Source organism: Bordetella petrii, from assembly GCF_020991325.1.
Taxonomy (GTDB): domain Bacteria; phylum Pseudomonadota; class Gammaproteobacteria; order Burkholderiales; family Burkholderiaceae_B; genus Bordetella_A; species Bordetella_A petrii_E.
Window position 1 is genome coordinate 1 of record NZ_JAJMLX010000073.1, and the last position, 18,152, is coordinate 18,152.

Genomic DNA, 18,152 nt, shown 5'->3' on the forward strand with positions numbered 1-18,152 from the left:
CCGCCGACTTCCCGGATCGCGCGGTGCGCATCGTGGTGCCGTTCGCGGCCGGCGGCGCGGTCGACAGCGTGGCCCGCATCATCGGAGAACCCCTGTCGGCGCGCCTGGGCCAGCCCGTCATCGTCGAGAACAAACCCGGCAACCATGCCAACATCGGCACGCACGAAGTCGTGCGCGCGCAAGCCGACGGCTACACCATGCTGCTGGGCGCCAACGGCCTGGCCACCAACCCCTGGCTGGACAAGAACCTGCCGTTCAACCCCCTGCAGGATCTGAAGCCCGTGGCGCGGGTCGGCTACGCTCCGCTGGTGCTGGTGGTGGACGCCGATTCCCCATACCAGACGCTGAAGCAATTGCTGCAGGCGGCGCATGACAAGCAGGGCAAGATGAATTACGGTTCGTCGGGCGTGGGCGGGTCCGGCCACCTGGCGGTGGAGATGCTGAAGCGTTCCGCCGGCATACAGGCCATGCACATCGGCTACAAAGGCGGCGTGCCGGCCCTGACCGACCTGATCGGCGGGCGCCTGGATTTCATGATGGTCAATCCGCTGGAAGCCGCGCCGCGCGTGGCCGCCGGCAATATCCGGGCCCTGGCGGTAGCTTCGCGGCAGCGCATTTCCACCCTGCCCGATGTGCCCACTTTCGACGAAGCCGGCGTGCCGGGCTTCGAGGCCACGGTATGGTGGGGCTTCCTGGTGCCCGCCGGTACCCCCGATGCCGCGGTGGCCACCCTGGGCAAGAACCTGCGGGCGGTGCTGGACGACAAGAACACGCAGCAACGCCTGGCCACGGTGGGCGCCATCGTGGATACGCAGGACGCCGCCGGGTTCGGCGCTTTCCTGAAAGCGGAAACCGCCCGGTGGGGCGATGTCATCAAGACCGCGGGCATCACCAGCAACTGAACCTTGGAATACGCCACATGATTATTGATTGCCACGGACACTTCACCACCGCGCCCAAGGCCCTGGAGCAATGGCGGGCGCGGCAGATCACCGCGGTGGCCGACGGCACGCCGGCGCCACGGGCCGCCGAACTGCGCATCAGCGACGACGAAATCCGCGAGGCCATCGAGAACAATCAGTTGCACATGATGCGCGAGCGCGGGCACGACCTGACCATCTTCAGCCCGCGCGCCATTTTCATGGCGCACCACGTGGGCGATTTCCAGGTATCGTCGACCTGGGCAGGCATCTGCAACGAGCTGTGCTACCGCGTGTCCCAGCTGTTTCCAGACCATTTCGCGCCGGCGGCCATGCTGCCGCAAAGCCCCGGCGTGGATCCCGCCACCTGCGCCAGCGAACTGCGGCGCTGCGTCGAGCAGTATGGCAACGTCGCCGTCAACCTGAACCCCGACCCGTCGGGCGGACACTGGACCAGTCCGCCATTGAGCGACCGGCACTGGTATCCGCTGTACGAGCAATTAGTGGCCTACGACGTGCCGGCGATGATCCACGTCAGCCAAAGCTGCAATGCATGCTTCCACACCACGGGCGCCCATTACCTGAACGGCGACACCACGGCATTCATGCAGTGCCTGGATTCCGACCTGTTCCGCGACTTTCCCACCCTGCGCTTCGTGATTCCGCATGGCGGCGGCGCGGTGCCTTATCACTGGGGCCGGTTCCGCGGACTGGCGCAGGCCCTGAAGAAACCCTTGCTGCAGGAACACCTGCTGAAGAATATTTTCTTCGACACCTGCGTTTACCATCAGCCCGGCATCGACCTTCTGACCCGGGTCATTCCCATCGAGAACCTGCTGTTCGCCAGCGAAATGATAGGCGCGGTGCGCGGCATCGACCCGGACACCGGCCACCATTTCGACGACACGCGGCGCTATATCGATGCCGGCGGGCTTGATCCGCAGGCGCGCCACCTGATCTTCGAAGGCAACGCGCGGCGGGTGTACCCGCGGCTCGATGCGCGGTTGAAGGCACAGGGCCGATAAGCGGGCGCGCGCCGGCGCGCGCCCGGCCCGCTAGCGCGGCTGCAGCACCACGCTATCGCCCAGTTCGCTTTCGACCTTTTCCCGGCTGAAGGCCATGGGTATGTATTTGCCGGTGGCCCAGCCCTCGAGCAGGTTGCGGTAATACGGGCTGCGTGGATCGGCGGACTGGCCAGGCATGTTCTGCATCATCGAATTGTCCCAGTTGCCCACGTCTATCACCTGGCGATACGAGGCGCCGCTGATCTGGCGGAAATCCGATTTGCGGAAGGTGGCGCGGTGCACGGTGTCGTTGTCGCCGCTGACGGGATAGCGCGGCGTGCCAAAAGCCTGCGCCGTATCGGGCGGCAGGAAGCCGGCCAGGCTGTGCTCGAACTGAATGTGGTGCAGCCTGCCCCAGTCCCATTGCCTGGAGTCCGGGCCCAGCTTGGCCTTCAGCTTGGCCACCGCATCGCCCAAGGCCACCAGCAGCACGGCGTTGCGCCCTTGTTCCGGGCGCGCGCCGAACGCCGCGTCCGGGGTGGCCAGCTTGTCCAGCACCTTGCGCGTGGACAGGTCGCCGAACACTTCACGGCCTTGCGGCGGCACGTACAAGTCGGATACCCGTTTCACCACTTCGGGCAGCCAGAATTCGTACACCGTCGCGGCCTGCGAATCGATCTCGACCCGGTAATCCCATTCCTGCAGCAGGCGCAGCGCCTCGCCCACATCGCGGTCGGTCGAATTCAGCGTCTTGGCGTAGCCGGCCAGGGTGCGGGCCGGAATCGACAGATTGTCGTACTGCAGATGCCGGGCGGCCTCCAGGCTATGCCGCTCGCCACCCTCCAGCACTTCGCGGATGCGCTGCACGCGGTACGGCTCGGCCCAGACGCGCTGCGACATGTTTTTGTGCGGGAAATCGGCCGGCAGGTTGAACTCGTTGGCCGTGGCCACATAGCCTTCCGGCGGATTCAGTACCTTGGGCAGTGAACTGGTGGGCAGGAATCCGTTCCATTCGTAATCGCCATTGCCCGGCACCGGCAGCATGCCCGACCAGTCATTGCGCGGGCGGATCGGCGCGATGCTGCCGCCGAACCAGCCGATATTGCCGTCCACGTCGGCGTACACCATGTTCTCGCTGGGCGTGTAATGCCGTTCCATGCCGGCCACGAATTCCGGCCAGTTCTGCGCCTGGTTAAGGCGCAGGCTGCCCAGGTAGGCGGCCGTGCCCGGGAATTCCAGGTAGGCCGCGCGCAAGGCATAGGCCTTGTTGCGCGCGCGGTCTTCGTGGATGACGGGGCCGTGGCGGGTGAACTTCAACTGCCGCGCGGCGGCCGCCTGGCCGCGCACCGGGATGCTTTCGTCCAGCACGCGCATGTTTTCCCAGGCGCCGCGGTAGCGGTATTGGCTGGGGTTGGCGGGATTGATGTCGTAGACGTAAAGGTCTTCTTCGTCGGCGAACGCGAAAATGGTCAGCCCGAAGGCAATGCGGTCGTTGTGCCCCATGGACACCCCGGGCAGCGCCGGTTCGCCCGCGCCGATCACATTCCAGCCCGGCGCATTCAGGTGCACCATGTAGCGCAGCGACGGCATCGCGATCGACCGGTGCGGGTCGCCCGCCAGGATAGGCCGCCCGGTGGCCGTGCGTTGCCCGGCCACCGTCCAGTTATTGCTCTCGTAGCGCGGGGCCAGGGGATCCATGCCGGGGTCCAGTTCGGCCTGCAGGTGCGCCGACAGGCTGCGCGCCAGCGCCTCGCGTTCCTTGCCCGCCAGCGGGCTGCGCGGGAAATCCGCGGCCTCGAACTTCTGGCCCTTGCGCGCCAGGTTGTAGTTGGCCAGCACCGCGTCGTCGATCTGGCGCAGGTCCAGGCCGGCGGGCACCTGCAGGGCGATGGGCGGCTCGTATACGCCCAGCTCTTGCATGGCGTTGACGCCCACCGCCGCGATCTGCTTGGACAACTTCACTTCGTTGGCCGCATTGCGGGTCAGCCCGTAGATGCGGATCAGCGAACTTTCCGGGCTCCAGTAGCCGGGCATGGTGCCGGTCAGCTTGAATTCGGGCGGCAGGTGTTCGGGATTCGCCTTCACCCAGTCCACGTAGGCATTGATGCCGTCGGCGTACGCAGTCAGGATGGCCTGCCCTTCGGGATGGTAGCTGGCGAATTCGGCCTGCATGTCGCCCCGGTACAGGAACAACCGCGCGGCGCGGTCCTGCTCGACGAAGCGCGGGCCGAACTGCTCGGCCATCTTGCCTTCACCCTGGCGGCGCCACAGGTCCAGTTGCCACAACCGGTCGCGCGCGGCGTTGAAGCCCTGCGCAAAGAACAGGTCGTGCTGGTTCTGGGCGTAGATGTGCGACACGCCATGCTTGTCGCGCAGAATTTCCACCGGCTGCTGCAACCCCGGCATGGCGATGGTTTCGGGCTTGCCGCCGGGGGCCGCGCAGCCCGCCAGGAATGCCATGGCGCCGCCTGCCAACCACGCGGCGATCCTGCCATTGAACGTACGCATTTCCCCTCCTCCCCAGTCCGGACAGCGTCGTCGCGCCTCGCACGGCTGCGGGGCGATGCTGACTAAGGTAGTCAGATCGCGGAGAAATACTGTTTTATTTTATGAAAATTATTTCGTGTGACGTAACAATTGCCGCCGGCGGCTCAGAGCATCTGGCCCAGAAACGCGCGTGCCCGTGCCTGCTGCGGGGCACGAAAGAATGCCTGGGCCTGCGCTTCTTCGACGATGCGGCCCTCGTCCATGAAGATGACGCGGTGGGCGGCTTCGCGGGCAAACCCCATTTCGTGGGTGACTACCAGCATGGTCATGTGCTCGTCGGCCAATTGGCGCATGGTGCGCAACACTTCGCCGGTAAGCTCGGGGTCGAGCGCCGAGGTGGGTTCGTCGAACAGCATGATGTCGGGCTCCATGGCCAGCGCGCGGGCGATAGCCACGCGCTGCTTCTGCCCGCCCGACAGGCGCGCCGGGTAGTTGTCGCGCTTGTTCAGCAGCCCCACTTTGCGCAGCAGTTCCTCGGCCTTGGGAATGGCCGCGTCGCGCGGCACGCCCTGCACGGTGACGGGCGCCTCGATGATGTTCTGCAGCACCGTCATGTGCGGGAACAGGTTGAACGACTGGAACACCATGCCCATCTTGCGGCAGATACGTCGCACGTCGGCGTCGCGGGCGTAGCGGCTGGGGCCGTCGGGCACCGCGCTGGCCAGGGTCTCGCCCTCGATGGCGATGCTGCCCTCGTCGATGGTTTCCAGGTGGATCAGGCAGCGCAGGAACGTGCTTTTGCCCGAGCCCGACGGGCCGATCACGGCCACCACCTCGCCCTTGCGCAGGGTCAGTGACACCTGGTCCAGCACTCGCACCGCGCCGAACGACTTGCCCACCTGGTGGGCGGAAATCATTACCGGCCGGGTATCGGCGTTTTCCGGGGCGCTACTGGTCGTACTTGGCATAGCGTTTTTCCATGTGCTGGAACAGCCACGTCAGCACCAGCGTCATGATCAGGTAAAAGGCGGCCGCCACGAGGAATGGCGTGGTGGTGAAATCGCGCTGCACGATGCCGCGCGCGGTGCGCAGAATATCGTTCAGCGCCAGCACGTAGATAAGCGACGTGTCTTTCACCAGGGTGATGGTTTCGTTGCTCATGGGCGGCAACACCCGCTGCACCATCTGCGGCAGCACGATGCGCCGCAGGGTTTGCAGGTAGGTCATGCCCAGCACCTTGCTGCCTTCGTACTGGCCCCGGTCGACGGACTGAATGCCGGCCCGGAAAATCTCGGCGAAATAAGCGGCGTAGTTCAGGGTGAACGCCACCACCGCGGCCGGGAAGTCCGGCAGCCGCACCCCCACCACCGGCACGAACGGCAGCGCGAAATAGATGAACAGCATCTGCAGCATCAGCGGCGTGCCGCGCATCAGCCAGATGTAGCCATTGACCAACTGGCTGAGCAGGCGCCAGTGCGAAATGCGTGCCAGCGCCAGCAGCAGCCCCAGGGGCACTGCCAGCGCAAAGGTCACGAAAAACAGCGTCAGGGTGGTCTTGGCCCCCTGTGCCATCGGCCCCAACAGGGAGATGACGTAATCCATGCGGCGATCTCGTCAGGCTGCCACGCCAGGCAGGGTTATTTGATGATGTCGGCGCCGAACCACTGCTGGGCGATACGGGCGGCGGAGCCGTCTTTCTTCATGGCGACCAGGGTTTCGTCGAGCTTGGCCAGCAGCGCGGTGTCGTCTTTGCGCACGCCCACGCCGTAGTCTTCGGTGCCGAAGTTCTCGTCCAGCACACGGTACTGCCCTGCCCGCTTGCTGGCCAGGTAGCGGCCCACCACTTCATCGACCACCACCGCGTCCAGGCGCCCGGCGGACAAGTCCATGAGCGCGGTGACATTGTCGCCGAACAGCTTCACCTGCTTCAGGCTGGAGGCCACCGGCACGTCTTTCTTGATGGCATCCACGGCGCTGCTGCCGTCTTGTGCGCCCACCACCAGGCCGGCCAGGTCGGCCTTGGCCTTCACGGGCGAGGCCTGCGCCACCAGGATGATCTGGTGATTGGCCATGTACGGCGCGGTGAAGGCGATGTTCTTCTTGCGCTCTTCGGTGATGGTCAGGCCGTTCCATAGGGCGTCGACGCGCTTGCCGTTCAGTTCGGCTTCTTTGGCGCTCCAGTCGATGGGCTTGAATTCAACTTCGATGCCCATGCGCTTGGCGGCTTCGCGAGCCATGTCGATGTCGAAACCCACCAATTGGTTGTTTTCGTCGCGAAAGCCCATGGGGGGGAAATTGTCGTCCAGCCCCACCACGATTTTCTGGGGGGCGGCCGGCGCGGCCGCCTGCGGCGCCGGATCATCGCTTTGGCCGCAGCCCACGAGCAAAGACGTGGCGCAGGCCAGGAAAGCGGCGGTCAGTTTTTTCATTTCGGTAGCGGTTGCGCCAGCGGCGCAAAGAAAGAAGTGTGCGGGCGGCCATGAAAAAGGCCGAACTCGTGATTATATCTAGTTCGGCCCCATGCCCGCCTGGCCGCCCCGGTGCGCCGGGCCGGCCGCGCGCCCTACCGGTACACCAGCACCGGGGTCTTGGACTTGGCCAGCACCTTTTGCGTCTGGCTGCCCAGCATCATGGCCGCCATGCCGCTGCGGCCATGCGAACACATGGCGATCAGGTCGCATTCGCGCTGGGCGGCCACTTCGACAATGGCGACATACGGCTGGCCCTGGTCGCACAGCAAGGTCTGGCAGGATACCCCCGCCGCTTCCGCCTTGGCCGCGGCGGCATCCAGCCACTGCTGCGCGCGTTCGTGGGCCTGGCGTTCGAATTGTTTCTGCACCTGCGCCAGGCGTACGCCTTCGGATGAGGGAACGTGAAACGATTCCAGGACCGTCATGATGGTGGCGCGGGCGCGCAGCGCTTGTGCCAGCGCCAGGCCTTGCGTCAGGCCGATTTGGGATAGATCGGAACCATCGATGGGAATCAGGATGTGTTGATACATGGCTTTGCTCTTGGAAAATGGGCGCGGGCGGAAGCCCGGCCCCGTTTTCCAGCGTAGCGCCGCCAGTCGGGCCCGCGCTTGACCCCTGTCAAGGGGCCCGCGCCGGCACGCTTCACGGGCTCAGCCGTCTACCGCGGCAAGTATCTTGCCGAACAAGGCATCGGCATGGGCAGAATCCAGCCAGCGCACGATGACCACCATGTTGCGCTCGGGCTCCACCCAGGTGAACGAACTGCCCGCGCCTATGCCGAAGAAGCTGGACGCCGGCGCGCTGGGGAAGATGCGGCGGCCTTCGTTCAGCCAGATCAGGTAGCCGTAATAAGGCGCCAGTTCGCTGGGCGTGCGCATGGCGCGCAGCCACTCTTCCGAGACGACCTGGCGGCCGTTGGCCCGGCCTCCGTCCAGCAGCATGCGGCCGATCAGCGCCTGGTCGGCGCTGCTGATGGACATGCCGCCGCCCCAGTGCGACCCGCCCGGTACCGACGGCATCAGTTCGCCGTCGATGTCGACCCAGGCATTGTCGTAGCTGACCCAATGCCAGTCGTCGCTGGCGCCGATGGGTTGCATGATGGCTTCGCGGAAGATTTCCGGCAACGGCTTGCGGAACAAGTGCAGCAGCGCGTACGACAGCTGGTTGATCCGCACGTCGTTGTATTCCCAGTACGTGCCCGGCTCTTGCAGCGGCCGCGCATCGCCCTTCTTGCCCCCGGGAGGCGCGCCAAAGGTGACGGCGCGGTAGCGGTCGACCTGGTCGGGCACGCCGAAACGCTCGCCTTCCCATTCGCTGGTCTGCTGCAACAGGTGGCGCCAGGTGATGCGGGCATTGGCCCCGTCGTCGAAGCCTATGCCGGGCACGCGCGTGCGCACGGGTTCGTCCACATCGGGCAGCAGGCCGCGATCGTGGGCCACGCCGGCCACCAGCGCCAGGTACATCTTGGCCACGCTGAAGGTCAGGTCGGCGCGCTGCGGTTCGCCCCAGGATGCCACCGCCTTGCCGTCGACCACGACCAGGCCGGTGACCGGCCCGCGCCCGTGCACGGGGCCCAGCAGGCGGTTCCAGGGGGGAGGATCCTGTTGGTGCACGCCCCACACGCCATCCACCTCGCGATCCCAGGCGGTTTCATGGGCCTGGGCGAACTGGATAGCCTGCTGCATCAATGCGTCTTGCATGTCATACCCCTTTGTTCATTCGTGATTGTCGGCCGCGCCATCGGGCCGCGCCAGGAAATCGACCGCCGCCTGCAGCCCGCCGCGGCGATGCGGCACGCCGGCGCCGGCCAGGCCCATTTCCACGCCCGCCAGCGTGCCGCACAGCGAGAGATCGTTGAAGTCGCCCAGGTGCCCGATGCGGAAGGCCTGGTCGGACAGGCGTCCCAGCCCCTGGCCCAGCGACATGTTGTAGCGCTGCAGGATCAGGGCGCGCAACGCGTCGGCACTGTGTCCGTGCGGCACCAGCACCGCCGTCAGCGCGCTGCTGTGCGCGGCTTCGTCCTGGCACACCAGTTCCAGGCCCCAGGCCCGCACCGCCGCGCGGGTAGCTTGCGCCAGGCGCCTGTGGCGGGCAAATACTCGCGGCAGGCCTTCGGCGCGCAGCATTTCCAGGGCTTCCTGCAAACCGTACAACAGGCCCGTGGCGGGCGTGTAGGGAAAATAGCCGTTCGCGTTCATGGACAGCATGGCATCCCAGTCCCAGTACGAACGCGGCAGCCGCGCGCCCTGCGCCGCCGCCAGCGCGCGGTCGCTGAGCGCATTGAAGGACAGGCCCGGCGGCAGCATCAGGCCTTTCTGCGAGCCGGCCACGCCCACGTCCACCCGCCATTCGTCATGCCGGTAATCCATGGCGCCTAGCGACGAAATCGCGTCCACCATCAGCAGGGCCGGGTGGCCGCAACGGTCGATGGCATCGCGCACCTTGGCGATATCGGTGACCGCGCCCGTGGATGTCTCGTTGTGCACCACGCACACTGCCTTGATGCGGTGCTGCGCATCGGCGGCCAGGTATTCCTGGATGCCGGCCGGATCGGCGCCATGGCGCCAATCGCCCTGGATGAGCTGCACGTCCAGCCCCAGGCGCGTGGCCAGCTTGTGCCACAGCGCGGCGAACTGGCCGGTTTCCGCCATCAGGACGCGGTCGCCCGGCGACAAGGTATTGGCCAGCGCGGCTTCCCAGGCGCCGGTGCCGGACGACGGATAGATGACAACGGGCGCCTGCGTCTGGAACACCCATTGCATGCCTTGCAGCACCGCCCGGCCCAGTTCGCCGAACTCGGGGCCGCGATGATCGAGCGTGGCTCGGTGCATGGCGCGCAGGATGCGGTCCGGCACATTGGTGGGGCCGGGAATCTGCAGGAAATGGCGGCCGGACGGATGCGCAGGCTGGGCGATCATGGAAGACAGGCCTCTGGCAAGAATTGGTATACAACCTGGAAACGCGTGCAAGCATCATACGCAACGATGCCGGCGGGAACAACGCATATCCGTAGCAGCCCTATCATGACTTACCCGTATATCCTTGTTTTATAGGGAATATTCAGGGTATTCCCCCATGATGGACGGGTCGGCCGCTGCTTTATAGTCCGCAAAAGACCAATGCCAATTTGGTATACCAATGCGCAGCGACCCCTTACCGCCTCCTTCCGGCATCCCCCCCGGCGCCGCGCCGGCGGCGCATGGTGCCCGGCCGGCCGGCGACGGCGCCACCCTCCCGATGGGGGTGGCCGGACTGCTGCGGGAACGCATCATCCAGGGCGAGTTTCCTCCCGGCGCGCGCCTGAACGAACGCGCCATGTGCGATTTGCTGGGCGTCTCGCGCACGCCGCTGCGCGAAGCCTTCCGGCTGCTGGCGGCCGAAGGCCTGGTATCCATCGAACCGAACCGCGGCGCCCAGGTAGTGGCCTTGTCGCAGGCCGACATCCGCGAAGCCTTCGAGGTGATAGGCGGGCTGGAAGCACTGTCGTGCCGCTATGCGTGCGAACGCGCCACCGAACAGGAAATTGCCGAGATACGCGCGCTGACCTACGAGATGATGGCCAGCCACGCGCGCCGCGACCTGCCCACCTATTACCGCATCAACCGCGATATTCATGCCAGGCTGAGCCAGGCGGCCCACAACCGCCTGCTGGCGCGGCTGTACCAGGCGCAGAACGCGCGCATCCAGAACCTGCGGTTCGTGTCCAACGAAAACCGCGAGAAGTGGGACCAGGCCATGCGCGAGCATATCGACATGGCCGACGCCCTGGCCGCGCGCGATGGCGAACGGCTGGCGGGCATCATGCGGGCGCATTTGCAGCGCAAGTGCGACGCCGCCCTGCAAACCCTGGCGCACGCGAAGACAGCGCCGCAGCATCCAGGCCCGGACTAGGAAACCAGGCGAGTCCAGGCACGATCCACGCAACACCGCAGTATTCCGCTTAACCAATACGGTCTACAGGAGCCAACCATGGCTGAACGTCGCGTTAGTTTCGCTGCACCGCTGTGTTTCCGCTTTCCCGCCGCCGCGCTGTTGCTGGCCGGTGCCGCGCTTGCCGCCCAGCCCGCCCTGGCCGGCAAGCAGGACGATACCCTGCGCATGGCCTACGATCAGGCCCCCGAGAGCGTGGATCCCTATTACAACAATGTGCGCATCGGCGTGATCATCGCGGCCAATGTCTGGGACACCCTGCTGTATCGCGACCCGCTCACCAACGAGTACAAGGGGCAGTTGGCCAAGAGCTGGAAGCAGGTGGATGACAAGACCCTGGAATTCGAATTGCGCGAAGGTGTCAAGTTCCACAATGGCGAAGAGTTCGATGCCGATTCTGTGGTGTACACGCTGAATTTCGTGGCCGACCCCAAGAACAAGGCCACCACGCAGCAGAATGTGCGCTGGATCGACAAAGTGGAAAAACTGGGCAAGTACAAGGTGCGCCTGACCACCAAAGAGCCCTTCCCCGGCGCCAAGGAATACCTGTCGACCACCGTGGCCATCCACCCGGCCAAATACTACGCCGAGGTCGGGCCGCAGGGCATGAACGCCAAGCCGGTGGGAACCGGGCCATACAAGGTGGCGGAGTATGTGCCCGGCAAGTCCATCACGCTGGAAGCCAACAAAGACTACTTCAAGGATTCGCCCAAGGCCCAGCCCAAGATCGGCAAAGTGGTGATCCGCTTCATTCCCGACCGCCAGACCCAGATGGCCGAAGTGATTTCGGGCGGCGAAGACTTCATCATGCACGTGCCTAAAGACCAGGCGGAACAGCTGAAGACGCTGCCCCAGCTGCAGGTGAAAAGCGGCAACACCATGCGCATCGTGTTCATGCAGATGAACATCCTGGACAAGACCCCCGCGCCGCAACTGAAAGACGAGCGCGTGCGCAAGGCGATTCTGCACGCCATCGACCGCGAGGCCATCGTCAAGAACATCGTGGGCGAAGGCGCGGAGATCCTGAACACCATCTGCACGCCGTCGCAGGTGGGCTGCACCGACGAAGGCGCGCCGGTCTACAAGTACGACCCGGCCCTGTCGAAGAAGCTGCTGGCCGAGGCCGGCTATCCCAATGGCTTCGACATCGACATCGTGGCCTACCGCGAGCGCAACCAGACCGAAGCCATCATCAATTATCTGCAGGCCGTGGGCATACGCGCCAAGCTGAATTTCCTGCAATACGCGGCCATGCGCGACATGATCCGCGCGGGCAAGGCGTCGCTCACGCACCAGACCTGGGGTTCGAACCTGGTGAACGACGTGTCCGCGTCCACGCCCGTGTATTTTGCCTTCGGCAACGACGACATCACCCGCGATCCGAAAGTGCGCGAACTGCTGGACAAGGGCGACCGCACCATCGACAGCGAGGCGCGCAACGCGGCCTACAAGCAGGCCCTGACCCTGATCGCCGAGCACGCCTACGCGGCGCCGCTGTGGTCGCTGCCGGTGTATTACGTGGCCAGCAAGGACGTGGATTTCAAGGCGTACCCCGACGAACTGGTGCGCTTCTGGGACATGAGCTGGAAGTAAACCCGCCCTGCCAAGGGCAACACGGGAGTCGCGATGCTGGCATTCATGATCCGGCGGCTGGGCCTGGCGGTACTGGTGGCACTGACGGTGTCCATCCTGGCCTTCATGCTGCTGCACTTGTCGGGCGATCCGGCGGTGGCCCTGGCGGGAGAAGGCGCCCGCCAGGCCGATATCGACATGATCCGCAAGGCCTATGGGCTGGACCGGCCCATCGTGGTGCAGTACGCGGACTGGCTGTGGAATATCCTGAACGGCGACTTCGGCACATCCGTGTATTTCAAGACCGATGCCGGGCCGCTGATCTTTTCCAAGCTCAAGACCACGCTGATGCTGGGCCTGGCGGCGCTGGGCGTGGCCTTGCTGATCGCCATTCCGCTGGGTGTGCTGGCTGCCCTGTACAAGGGCAGCCTGGCCGACCGCGTCTGCCTGGCCGTGGCCGTGCTGGGACAGGCCCTGCCCAACTTCTTCTTCGCGCTGCTGCTGATCATGCTGTTCTCTATCAGCCTGCGGGTGCTGCCGGTGTCGGGTAGCGGCACCTGGCAGCACTTCGTGATGCCCGCCATCGCGCTGGGCTATTACGTGGCCCCGGCCTTCATGCGGTTGATACGCGCCGGCATGATCGAAGTGCTGGGCGCGGACTACATCCGCACCGCGCGCGCCAAGGGCCTGCCCACCGCCACGGTGATCTTCAAGCACGCCCTGCGCAACGCCATCGTGCCGGTGGTGGCGCTGGCGGCGGTGCAACTGGGCTATCTGCTGGGCGGCTCGGTGGTGATAGAAACCATATTCGCCCTGGACGGCCTGGGCTACCTGGCCTACCAGAGCATCACCTTCAAGGACTACCCCGTCATGCAGCTGATCGTGCTGCTGCTGTCAGTGCTGTACGTGCTGCTGACGCTGGCGGCCGATATTGCCAACGCGTGGCTGGATCCGCGCATCCGGGTGTCGTAGACCATGGCCACGCCGCTTCCGCCCGCCGTTGCCGATATACCGCCGCCCGCGGCCGCCGCGGCAAGCGCGGCACCGCGCCGCCTGACGTGGCGCCGCCTGCGCCACAACAAGGCCCTGCTGGTGGGCGGCGCCATCCTGCTGCTGATCGTGCTGGTCGCCCTGTTCGCGCCCTGGCTGTCGCCGCACGACCCCTATTTCCAGGACCTGACCCATCGCACCGCCCCGCCGGTATGGTATGAAAAAGGCACTTGGCTGCATCCGCTGGGGACCGACCAACTGGGCCGCGACTATCTGTCGCGCCTGTTCTACGGGGCACGCATTTCCTTGCTGATCGGCATCAGCGTGGCCTTGCTGTCGGGGTTGATCGGCACCGCCATGGGCATGGCGGCCGGCTACTTCGGCGGCCGCATCGACATGGTGGTGTCGTTCCTGGTAACCACCCGCCTGTCGATGCCCGTGATCCTGGTGGCGCTGGCCACCGTGGCGATCGTGGGCGGCTCGCTGTGGGTGGTGATCCTGGTGCTGGGCCTGCTGAAGTGGGACCGGTTCGCCGTGGTGATGCGCAGCGCCACGCAGCAGGTGCGCTCGCTGGAGTACGTGTCGGCAGCCCAGGCCGCCGGCGCTTCCACGTGGCGCATCGTGCGGGGCGAGGTGCTGCCCAACGTGGTGCCGCACCTGATCGTGATCGCCACGCTGGAAGCCGCCAGCGCCATCCTGCTGGAGGCCGCGCTGTCGTTCCTGGGCCTGGGCGTGCAGCCGCCGCTGCCATCATGGGGCCTGATGATCTCCGAGGCCAAGGCCTATATGTTCTTCTCGTTCTGGCTGATTGCCATTCCCGGCAGCGCGCTGGCATTGCTGATTTTCGCCATCAACCTGGCCGGCGACGGCCTGCACCAGTGGCTGACTCCCGACGACAGGGCCTGATCCATGAGTGAACCCGAATGAGTGAATCCGATATCGTCCTGGATGTGCAGGACTTGCGCGTGGATATCGACACGCCGCGCGGCCCCCTGCACGCGGTACGCGACGTGTCGTTCCAGGTAAGGCGCGGCGAAACCCTGTGCCTGGTGGGTGAATCGGGCTGCGGCAAGTCGATGACCTCGCTGGCCATCATGGGCCTGCTGCCGCGCGCCGCGCGCCGCAGCACCTCGCGGCTGGCGGTGCTGGGCGAAGACTTGTCGAGGGCCGGCCGGCGCAGGGTGAACGCCCTGCGCGGCAACAAGATGGCCATGATCTTCCAGGAACCCATGACCGCGCTGAATCCCGCCTACACCATCGGCGAGCAACTGGCCGAGCACTACCGCCACCACCGCGGCGCAAGCGGCGCCCAGGCGCGCGAACGCGCCGTGGAATTGCTGGAGAAAGTCGGCATTGCATCGGCGGCCCAGCGGCTGGGCCAGTACCCTCACCAGTTGTCGGGCGGCCTGCGGCAACGCGTGATGATCGCCATGGCGCTGATGTGCGGCCCGGAACTTCTGATTGCCGACGAACCCAGCACGGCGCTGGACGTGACCATCCAGGCGCAGATCCTGCGCCTGCTGGCCGACCTGCAGGCCGAACTGGGCATTGCCATGGTATTGATCACCCACGACCTGGGGGTGGTGGCACGGATTGCCCGGCAAGTGGCGGTGATGTACGCGGGCCAGATCGTCGAACAAGGCTCCGTGTCCGACCTGTTCGCGGCGCCGCGCCACCCTTATACCGAAGGCCTGCTGGCCTGTATTCCGGTACCCGGCCGCACGCCGCCGGGCACGCCGCTGGGCACCATACCCGGCGTGGTGCCCGCGCTGGTGGGCGATCTGCACGGCTGCGCCTTCCACGACCGCTGCCGCCATGCCCGGCCCGAGTGCCTGCAGGATATCCCCCTGTACCAGGCGCCGCCCGACCGGCGCTGGCGCTGCATACGCGCGGAGGCAGCCTGATGGACGCCCTGATCCAGGCGCGCGGCGTCAGCCGCAGTTTCAGTGTCAAGACAGGCATGTTCCAGCCGCGCCGCACCCTGCATGCCGTGAATGGCGTGGACCTGGGCGTGCAGCGCGGCGGCGTGCTGGGCGTGGTGGGCGAATCGGGCTGCGGGAAATCCACCCTGGCGCGCTTGCTGCTGGGCCTGATTCCCACCACCGGCGGCACCGTCAGCATCGAAGGCCAGGATATCCAGGGCCTGTCGCGCCGCAGCCTGGCGCGCCGCGTGCAGCCCGTATTCCAGGATCCCTATTCATCCTTGAACCCGCGGCGCAGTATCGCGTCCATCGTATCGCTACCGCTGGAGGTGCACGGCATCGCCAACCCGCGCCAGCACAAGGCCATCGAAATGCTGGAGCGCGTGGGCCTGCCGGCGCGCATGGCGGGCAATACGCCGGGCCAGCTGTCCGGCGGCCAGCGGCAGCGCGTGGCCATTGCGCGGGCATTGGTGATGAACCCGGAGATCGTCATCTGCGACGAGCCGACCTCGGCCCTGGATGTGTCGGTGCAGGCGCAGATCATGAACCTGCTGATGGCATTGCGCCAGGAATTCAACCTGACCTATGTATTCATCAGTCATAACCTGGCGGTGGTGGAGCATATTGCCACCCACGTGGCCGTGATGTACCTGGGGCGGGTGGTGGAGTCGGCCCCGGCGGCCGAGTTGTTCCACCAGCCCCGGCACCCCTATACGCAGGCCCTGCTGGCCTCGGTGCTGACACCCGAGCCCGGCCTGGGCATACCCGATACCGGGCTGGGCCTGTCGTTTCCCGATCCGATCAATCCGCCGCCCGGCTGCCCCTTCCACCCGCGCTGCAAGCACGCCATGCCGCAATGCCGCGACACGCGCCCCGCCCTGCAGGCGCAGGACCAGGCCTGGGTGGCCTGCCACCTTTATCCCCCGACCGATCAAGGAAGCCTTCCGCAATGAACCGCGCACAAGCCATCGCCAACGCCGAACAATGCTTTGATTCGGGCGCGTTCCGCGCCCTGCTGGCCAGGCGCCTGGCGGTGCCCACCGAAAGCCAGAACCCCGACCGCGCCGCGGAACTGGCGGCGTATCTGGAAACAGAGATGCGTCCCGCCTTCGAGGCCATGGGTTTCATATGCGACACGCTGACGCACGAAAAAGCCCGCGCGCCCTTTCTGTACGCCGAGCGCATCGAAGACCCCGCCCTGCCCACGGTGTTCGGTTATGGCCATGGCGACGTGATACGCGGGCTGGAAGCCGAATGGCACGAAGGCCTGCAGCCGTGGCATTTGACGGAACGGGACGGCCGCTGGTACGGCCGCGGCATCGCCGACAACAAGGGCCAGCACAGCGTAAACATGGAAGCCCTGCGACTGGTGCTGGAAGCCCGCGGCAAGCTGGGGTTCAACGTGAAGTACCTGATCGAGATGGGCGAAGAGACCGGTTCGATGGGCCTGCGTGAATTATGTGAGCAGCACCGCGAGCGCTTCGCCGCCGACTTGCTGATCGCCTCGGACGGCCCGCGGCTGAGCCCCCAGCGGCCCACCATATTCCTGGGCGCGCGCGGCAGCCTGAATTTCGACCTGAGCATCGAGGCCCGCGCGGGCGGCCATCACTCGGGCAACTGGGGCGGCCTGATTTCCAACCCGGGCATTCAGCTTGCGCATGCCATCGCGTCGCTGTCGTCGCCCAACGGGCAGATACGCATCCCCGAATGGGTGCCGGCCGCCCTGCCCGATTCGGTGCGGCGCGCCCTGGCCGACTGCGAAGTGGACGGCGGCAGCGACGGCCCCGTCATCGAGCCTGAATGGGGCGAGCCGGGCCTGTCGCCCGCGGAACGGGTGTTCGGCTGGTGTTCGTTCGAGGTGCTGGCCTACAAGACCGGCAACCCCGACACCCCGGTGAATGCAATTCCGCCGCGGGCCTGGGCGCGCTGCCAGTTGCGCTTCGTGGTGGGGGTGGACCCCGAGCAACTGCTGCCTGCCCTGCGCCGCCACCTGGACCGCCAGGGCTACCCCATGGTTGCCATCAAGCCCACCCGCGAAGCCATGTTCAAGGCCACCCGCATCGATCCGGACGACCCCTGGGTGCGCTGGGCCGTGGCGTCGCTGGAAAGCACCAGCGGCAAGAAAGTGGCCCTGTTGCCCAACCTGGGCGGCTCGCTGCCCAACGACATTTTTACCGACGTGCTGGGCTTGCGCACCGTCTGGGTACCGCATTCGTACCCTGGGTGTTCGCAGCACGCCCCCAATGAGCATCTGCCGCCCCACATCCTGCGCGAGGGGCTGGCCCTGATGACCGGCCTGTACTGGGACCTGGGCGCGGGCGGCACGCCGCGCGATGCGGTTCAGGAATAAGACTGGAACACCCGGGTAAGGCCCCAGCGCCGCACCAGCAGCACGTCGTAAGGGTGCTTGCGCCCTTCGTATTCGGGGCCATCCATGCCCGGCGAACCCAGGGGCATGCCGGGAACGGCCAGTCCGACGGCCGCGGGGCGTTCGCGCAACAGGCGCTGGATATCGGCCGCTGGCACGTGGCCTTCCAGCGCGTAGCCGTCGACCAACCCGGTGTGGCACGACGCATACTCGGCGGGAATGCCCAGGCGGTCGCGCACCGGCGACGTACTGGGCACTTCCCGCACCTGCACCTGGAAACCGTTTTCCTGCAGGTGCGCGACCCAGTCGGTGCAGCAGCCGCAGGTGGGCGACTTCCAGATTTCGACAGTGCTTGCCGAGGGCGCGGCCACGGCCGCGGCGGGCGCCAGCGCCAGGCCCAGCAATAGGCGGCGGCGCGTGGAAGAAACAGATACTGGCAGGTAAGACATGGCGTTTCCTGGAAAAACAAGCCGCGCGGCCCCGGGCTG

The 18,152-nt window shown here is 66.1% G+C and carries 17 protein-coding genes; 9 read left to right on the top strand and 8 right to left on the bottom strand.

What is annotated here, in order from left to right; genetic code table 11:
- Together LPZ50_RS09790 and LPZ50_RS09795 are read left to right on the top strand one after the other, a co-directional pair.
- Positions 1–902: Bug family tripartite tricarboxylate transporter substrate binding protein (locus LPZ50_RS09790; RefSeq protein WP_230660656.1), on the top strand; the 902-nt coding region annotated here is incomplete at its 5' end.
- A 17-nt stretch (positions 903–919) separates the two neighbouring features.
- Positions 920–1,945: an amidohydrolase family protein gene (locus tag LPZ50_RS09795; RefSeq protein WP_230660658.1), complete on the top strand. Its 1,026-nt coding sequence runs from the start codon at positions 920–922 to the stop codon at positions 1,943–1,945.
- A gap of 30 nt (positions 1,946–1,975) precedes the next feature.
- Here LPZ50_RS09795 and LPZ50_RS09800 read toward each other — a convergent pair whose 3' ends face one another.
- The 7 genes from LPZ50_RS09800 to LPZ50_RS09830 form a co-directional block, all read right to left on the bottom strand.
- Complete coding sequence (locus tag LPZ50_RS09800) at positions 1,976–4,384, bottom strand: penicillin acylase family protein (protein ID WP_230660698.1); 2,409 nt, start codon at positions 4,382–4,384, stop codon at positions 1,976–1,978.
- A gap of 191 nt (positions 4,385–4,575) precedes the next feature.
- On the bottom strand, positions 4,576–5,328 hold the full coding sequence (locus LPZ50_RS09805) for an amino acid ABC transporter ATP-binding protein (RefSeq protein ID WP_230660701.1): 753 nt from the start codon (positions 5,326–5,328) through the stop codon (positions 4,576–4,578).
- A 31-nt stretch (positions 5,329–5,359) separates the two neighbouring features.
- On the bottom strand, positions 5,360–6,013 hold the full coding sequence (locus LPZ50_RS09810; protein WP_230660661.1) for an amino acid ABC transporter permease: 654 nt from the start codon (positions 6,011–6,013) through the stop codon (positions 5,360–5,362).
- 35 nt (positions 6,014–6,048) lie between these two features.
- Positions 6,049–6,840 carry an amino acid ABC transporter substrate-binding protein gene (locus tag LPZ50_RS09815; RefSeq protein ID WP_230660664.1) on the bottom strand — a complete coding sequence of 264 codons (792 nt, stop codon included), beginning with the start codon at positions 6,838–6,840 and terminating at the stop codon, positions 6,049–6,051.
- Between the two features lie 134 nt (positions 6,841–6,974).
- On the bottom strand, positions 6,975–7,412 hold the full coding sequence (locus LPZ50_RS09820; RefSeq protein ID WP_230660667.1) for a universal stress protein: 438 nt from the start codon (positions 7,410–7,412) through the stop codon (positions 6,975–6,977).
- Between the two features lie 120 nt (positions 7,413–7,532).
- Positions 7,533–8,582, bottom strand: coding sequence for a serine hydrolase domain-containing protein (locus LPZ50_RS09825; RefSeq protein ID WP_230660671.1), 1,050 nt, complete (start codon positions 8,580–8,582; stop codon positions 7,533–7,535).
- Positions 8,583–8,597: 15 nt separating this feature from the next.
- Positions 8,598–9,800: a pyridoxal-phosphate-dependent aminotransferase family protein gene (locus LPZ50_RS09830; RefSeq protein WP_230660674.1), complete on the bottom strand. Its 1,203-nt coding sequence runs from the start codon at positions 9,798–9,800 to the stop codon at positions 8,598–8,600.
- A gap of 319 nt (positions 9,801–10,119) precedes the next feature.
- On the opposite strand from LPZ50_RS09830, the gene LPZ50_RS09835 reads away from it, so the two are divergent.
- The 7 genes from LPZ50_RS09835 (at position 10,120) to LPZ50_RS09865 (ending at position 17,646) form a co-directional block, all read left to right on the top strand.
- Positions 10,120–10,773: a GntR family transcriptional regulator gene (locus LPZ50_RS09835; RefSeq protein ID WP_419195585.1), complete on the top strand. Its 654-nt coding sequence runs from the start codon at positions 10,120–10,122 to the stop codon at positions 10,771–10,773.
- A gap of 78 nt (positions 10,774–10,851) precedes the next feature.
- Positions 10,852–12,405, top strand: coding sequence for an ABC transporter substrate-binding protein (locus tag LPZ50_RS09840; protein WP_230660680.1), 1,554 nt, complete (start codon positions 10,852–10,854; stop codon positions 12,403–12,405).
- 33 nt (positions 12,406–12,438) lie between these two features.
- Complete coding sequence (locus LPZ50_RS09845) at positions 12,439–13,356, top strand: ABC transporter permease (protein WP_230660683.1); 918 nt, start codon at positions 12,439–12,441, stop codon at positions 13,354–13,356.
- A 3-nt stretch (positions 13,357–13,359) separates the two neighbouring features.
- The gene (locus LPZ50_RS09850) at positions 13,360–14,280 is read left to right on the top strand and encodes an ABC transporter permease (RefSeq protein WP_230660686.1); all 921 of its coding nucleotides are present in this window, start codon (positions 13,360–13,362) and stop codon (positions 14,278–14,280) included.
- 17 nt (positions 14,281–14,297) lie between these two features.
- The gene (locus LPZ50_RS09855; protein WP_230660688.1) at positions 14,298–15,278 is read left to right on the top strand and encodes an ABC transporter ATP-binding protein; all 981 of its coding nucleotides are present in this window, start codon (positions 14,298–14,300) and stop codon (positions 15,276–15,278) included.
- Positions 15,278–16,249 carry an ABC transporter ATP-binding protein gene (locus LPZ50_RS09860; protein WP_230660690.1) on the top strand — a complete coding sequence of 324 codons (972 nt, stop codon included), beginning with the start codon at positions 15,278–15,280 and terminating at the stop codon, positions 16,247–16,249. The genes LPZ50_RS09855 and LPZ50_RS09860 overlap by 1 nt, the downstream gene beginning before the upstream one ends.
- Positions 16,246–17,646 carry a M20 family metallopeptidase gene (locus tag LPZ50_RS09865; RefSeq protein ID WP_230660692.1) on the top strand — a complete coding sequence of 467 codons (1,401 nt, stop codon included), beginning with the start codon at positions 16,246–16,248 and terminating at the stop codon, positions 17,644–17,646. Before LPZ50_RS09860 ends, LPZ50_RS09865 begins: the two co-directional genes overlap by 4 nt.
- Here LPZ50_RS09865 and LPZ50_RS09870 read toward each other — a convergent pair.
- A complete protein-coding gene (locus LPZ50_RS09870) occupies positions 17,637–18,113 on the bottom strand; it encodes a DUF411 domain-containing protein (protein ID WP_230660695.1) in 477 nt (158 codons plus the stop codon). The two genes, LPZ50_RS09865 and LPZ50_RS09870, sit on opposite strands and share 10 nt — an antisense overlap.
- Positions 18,114–18,152 lie beyond the last annotated feature (39 nt).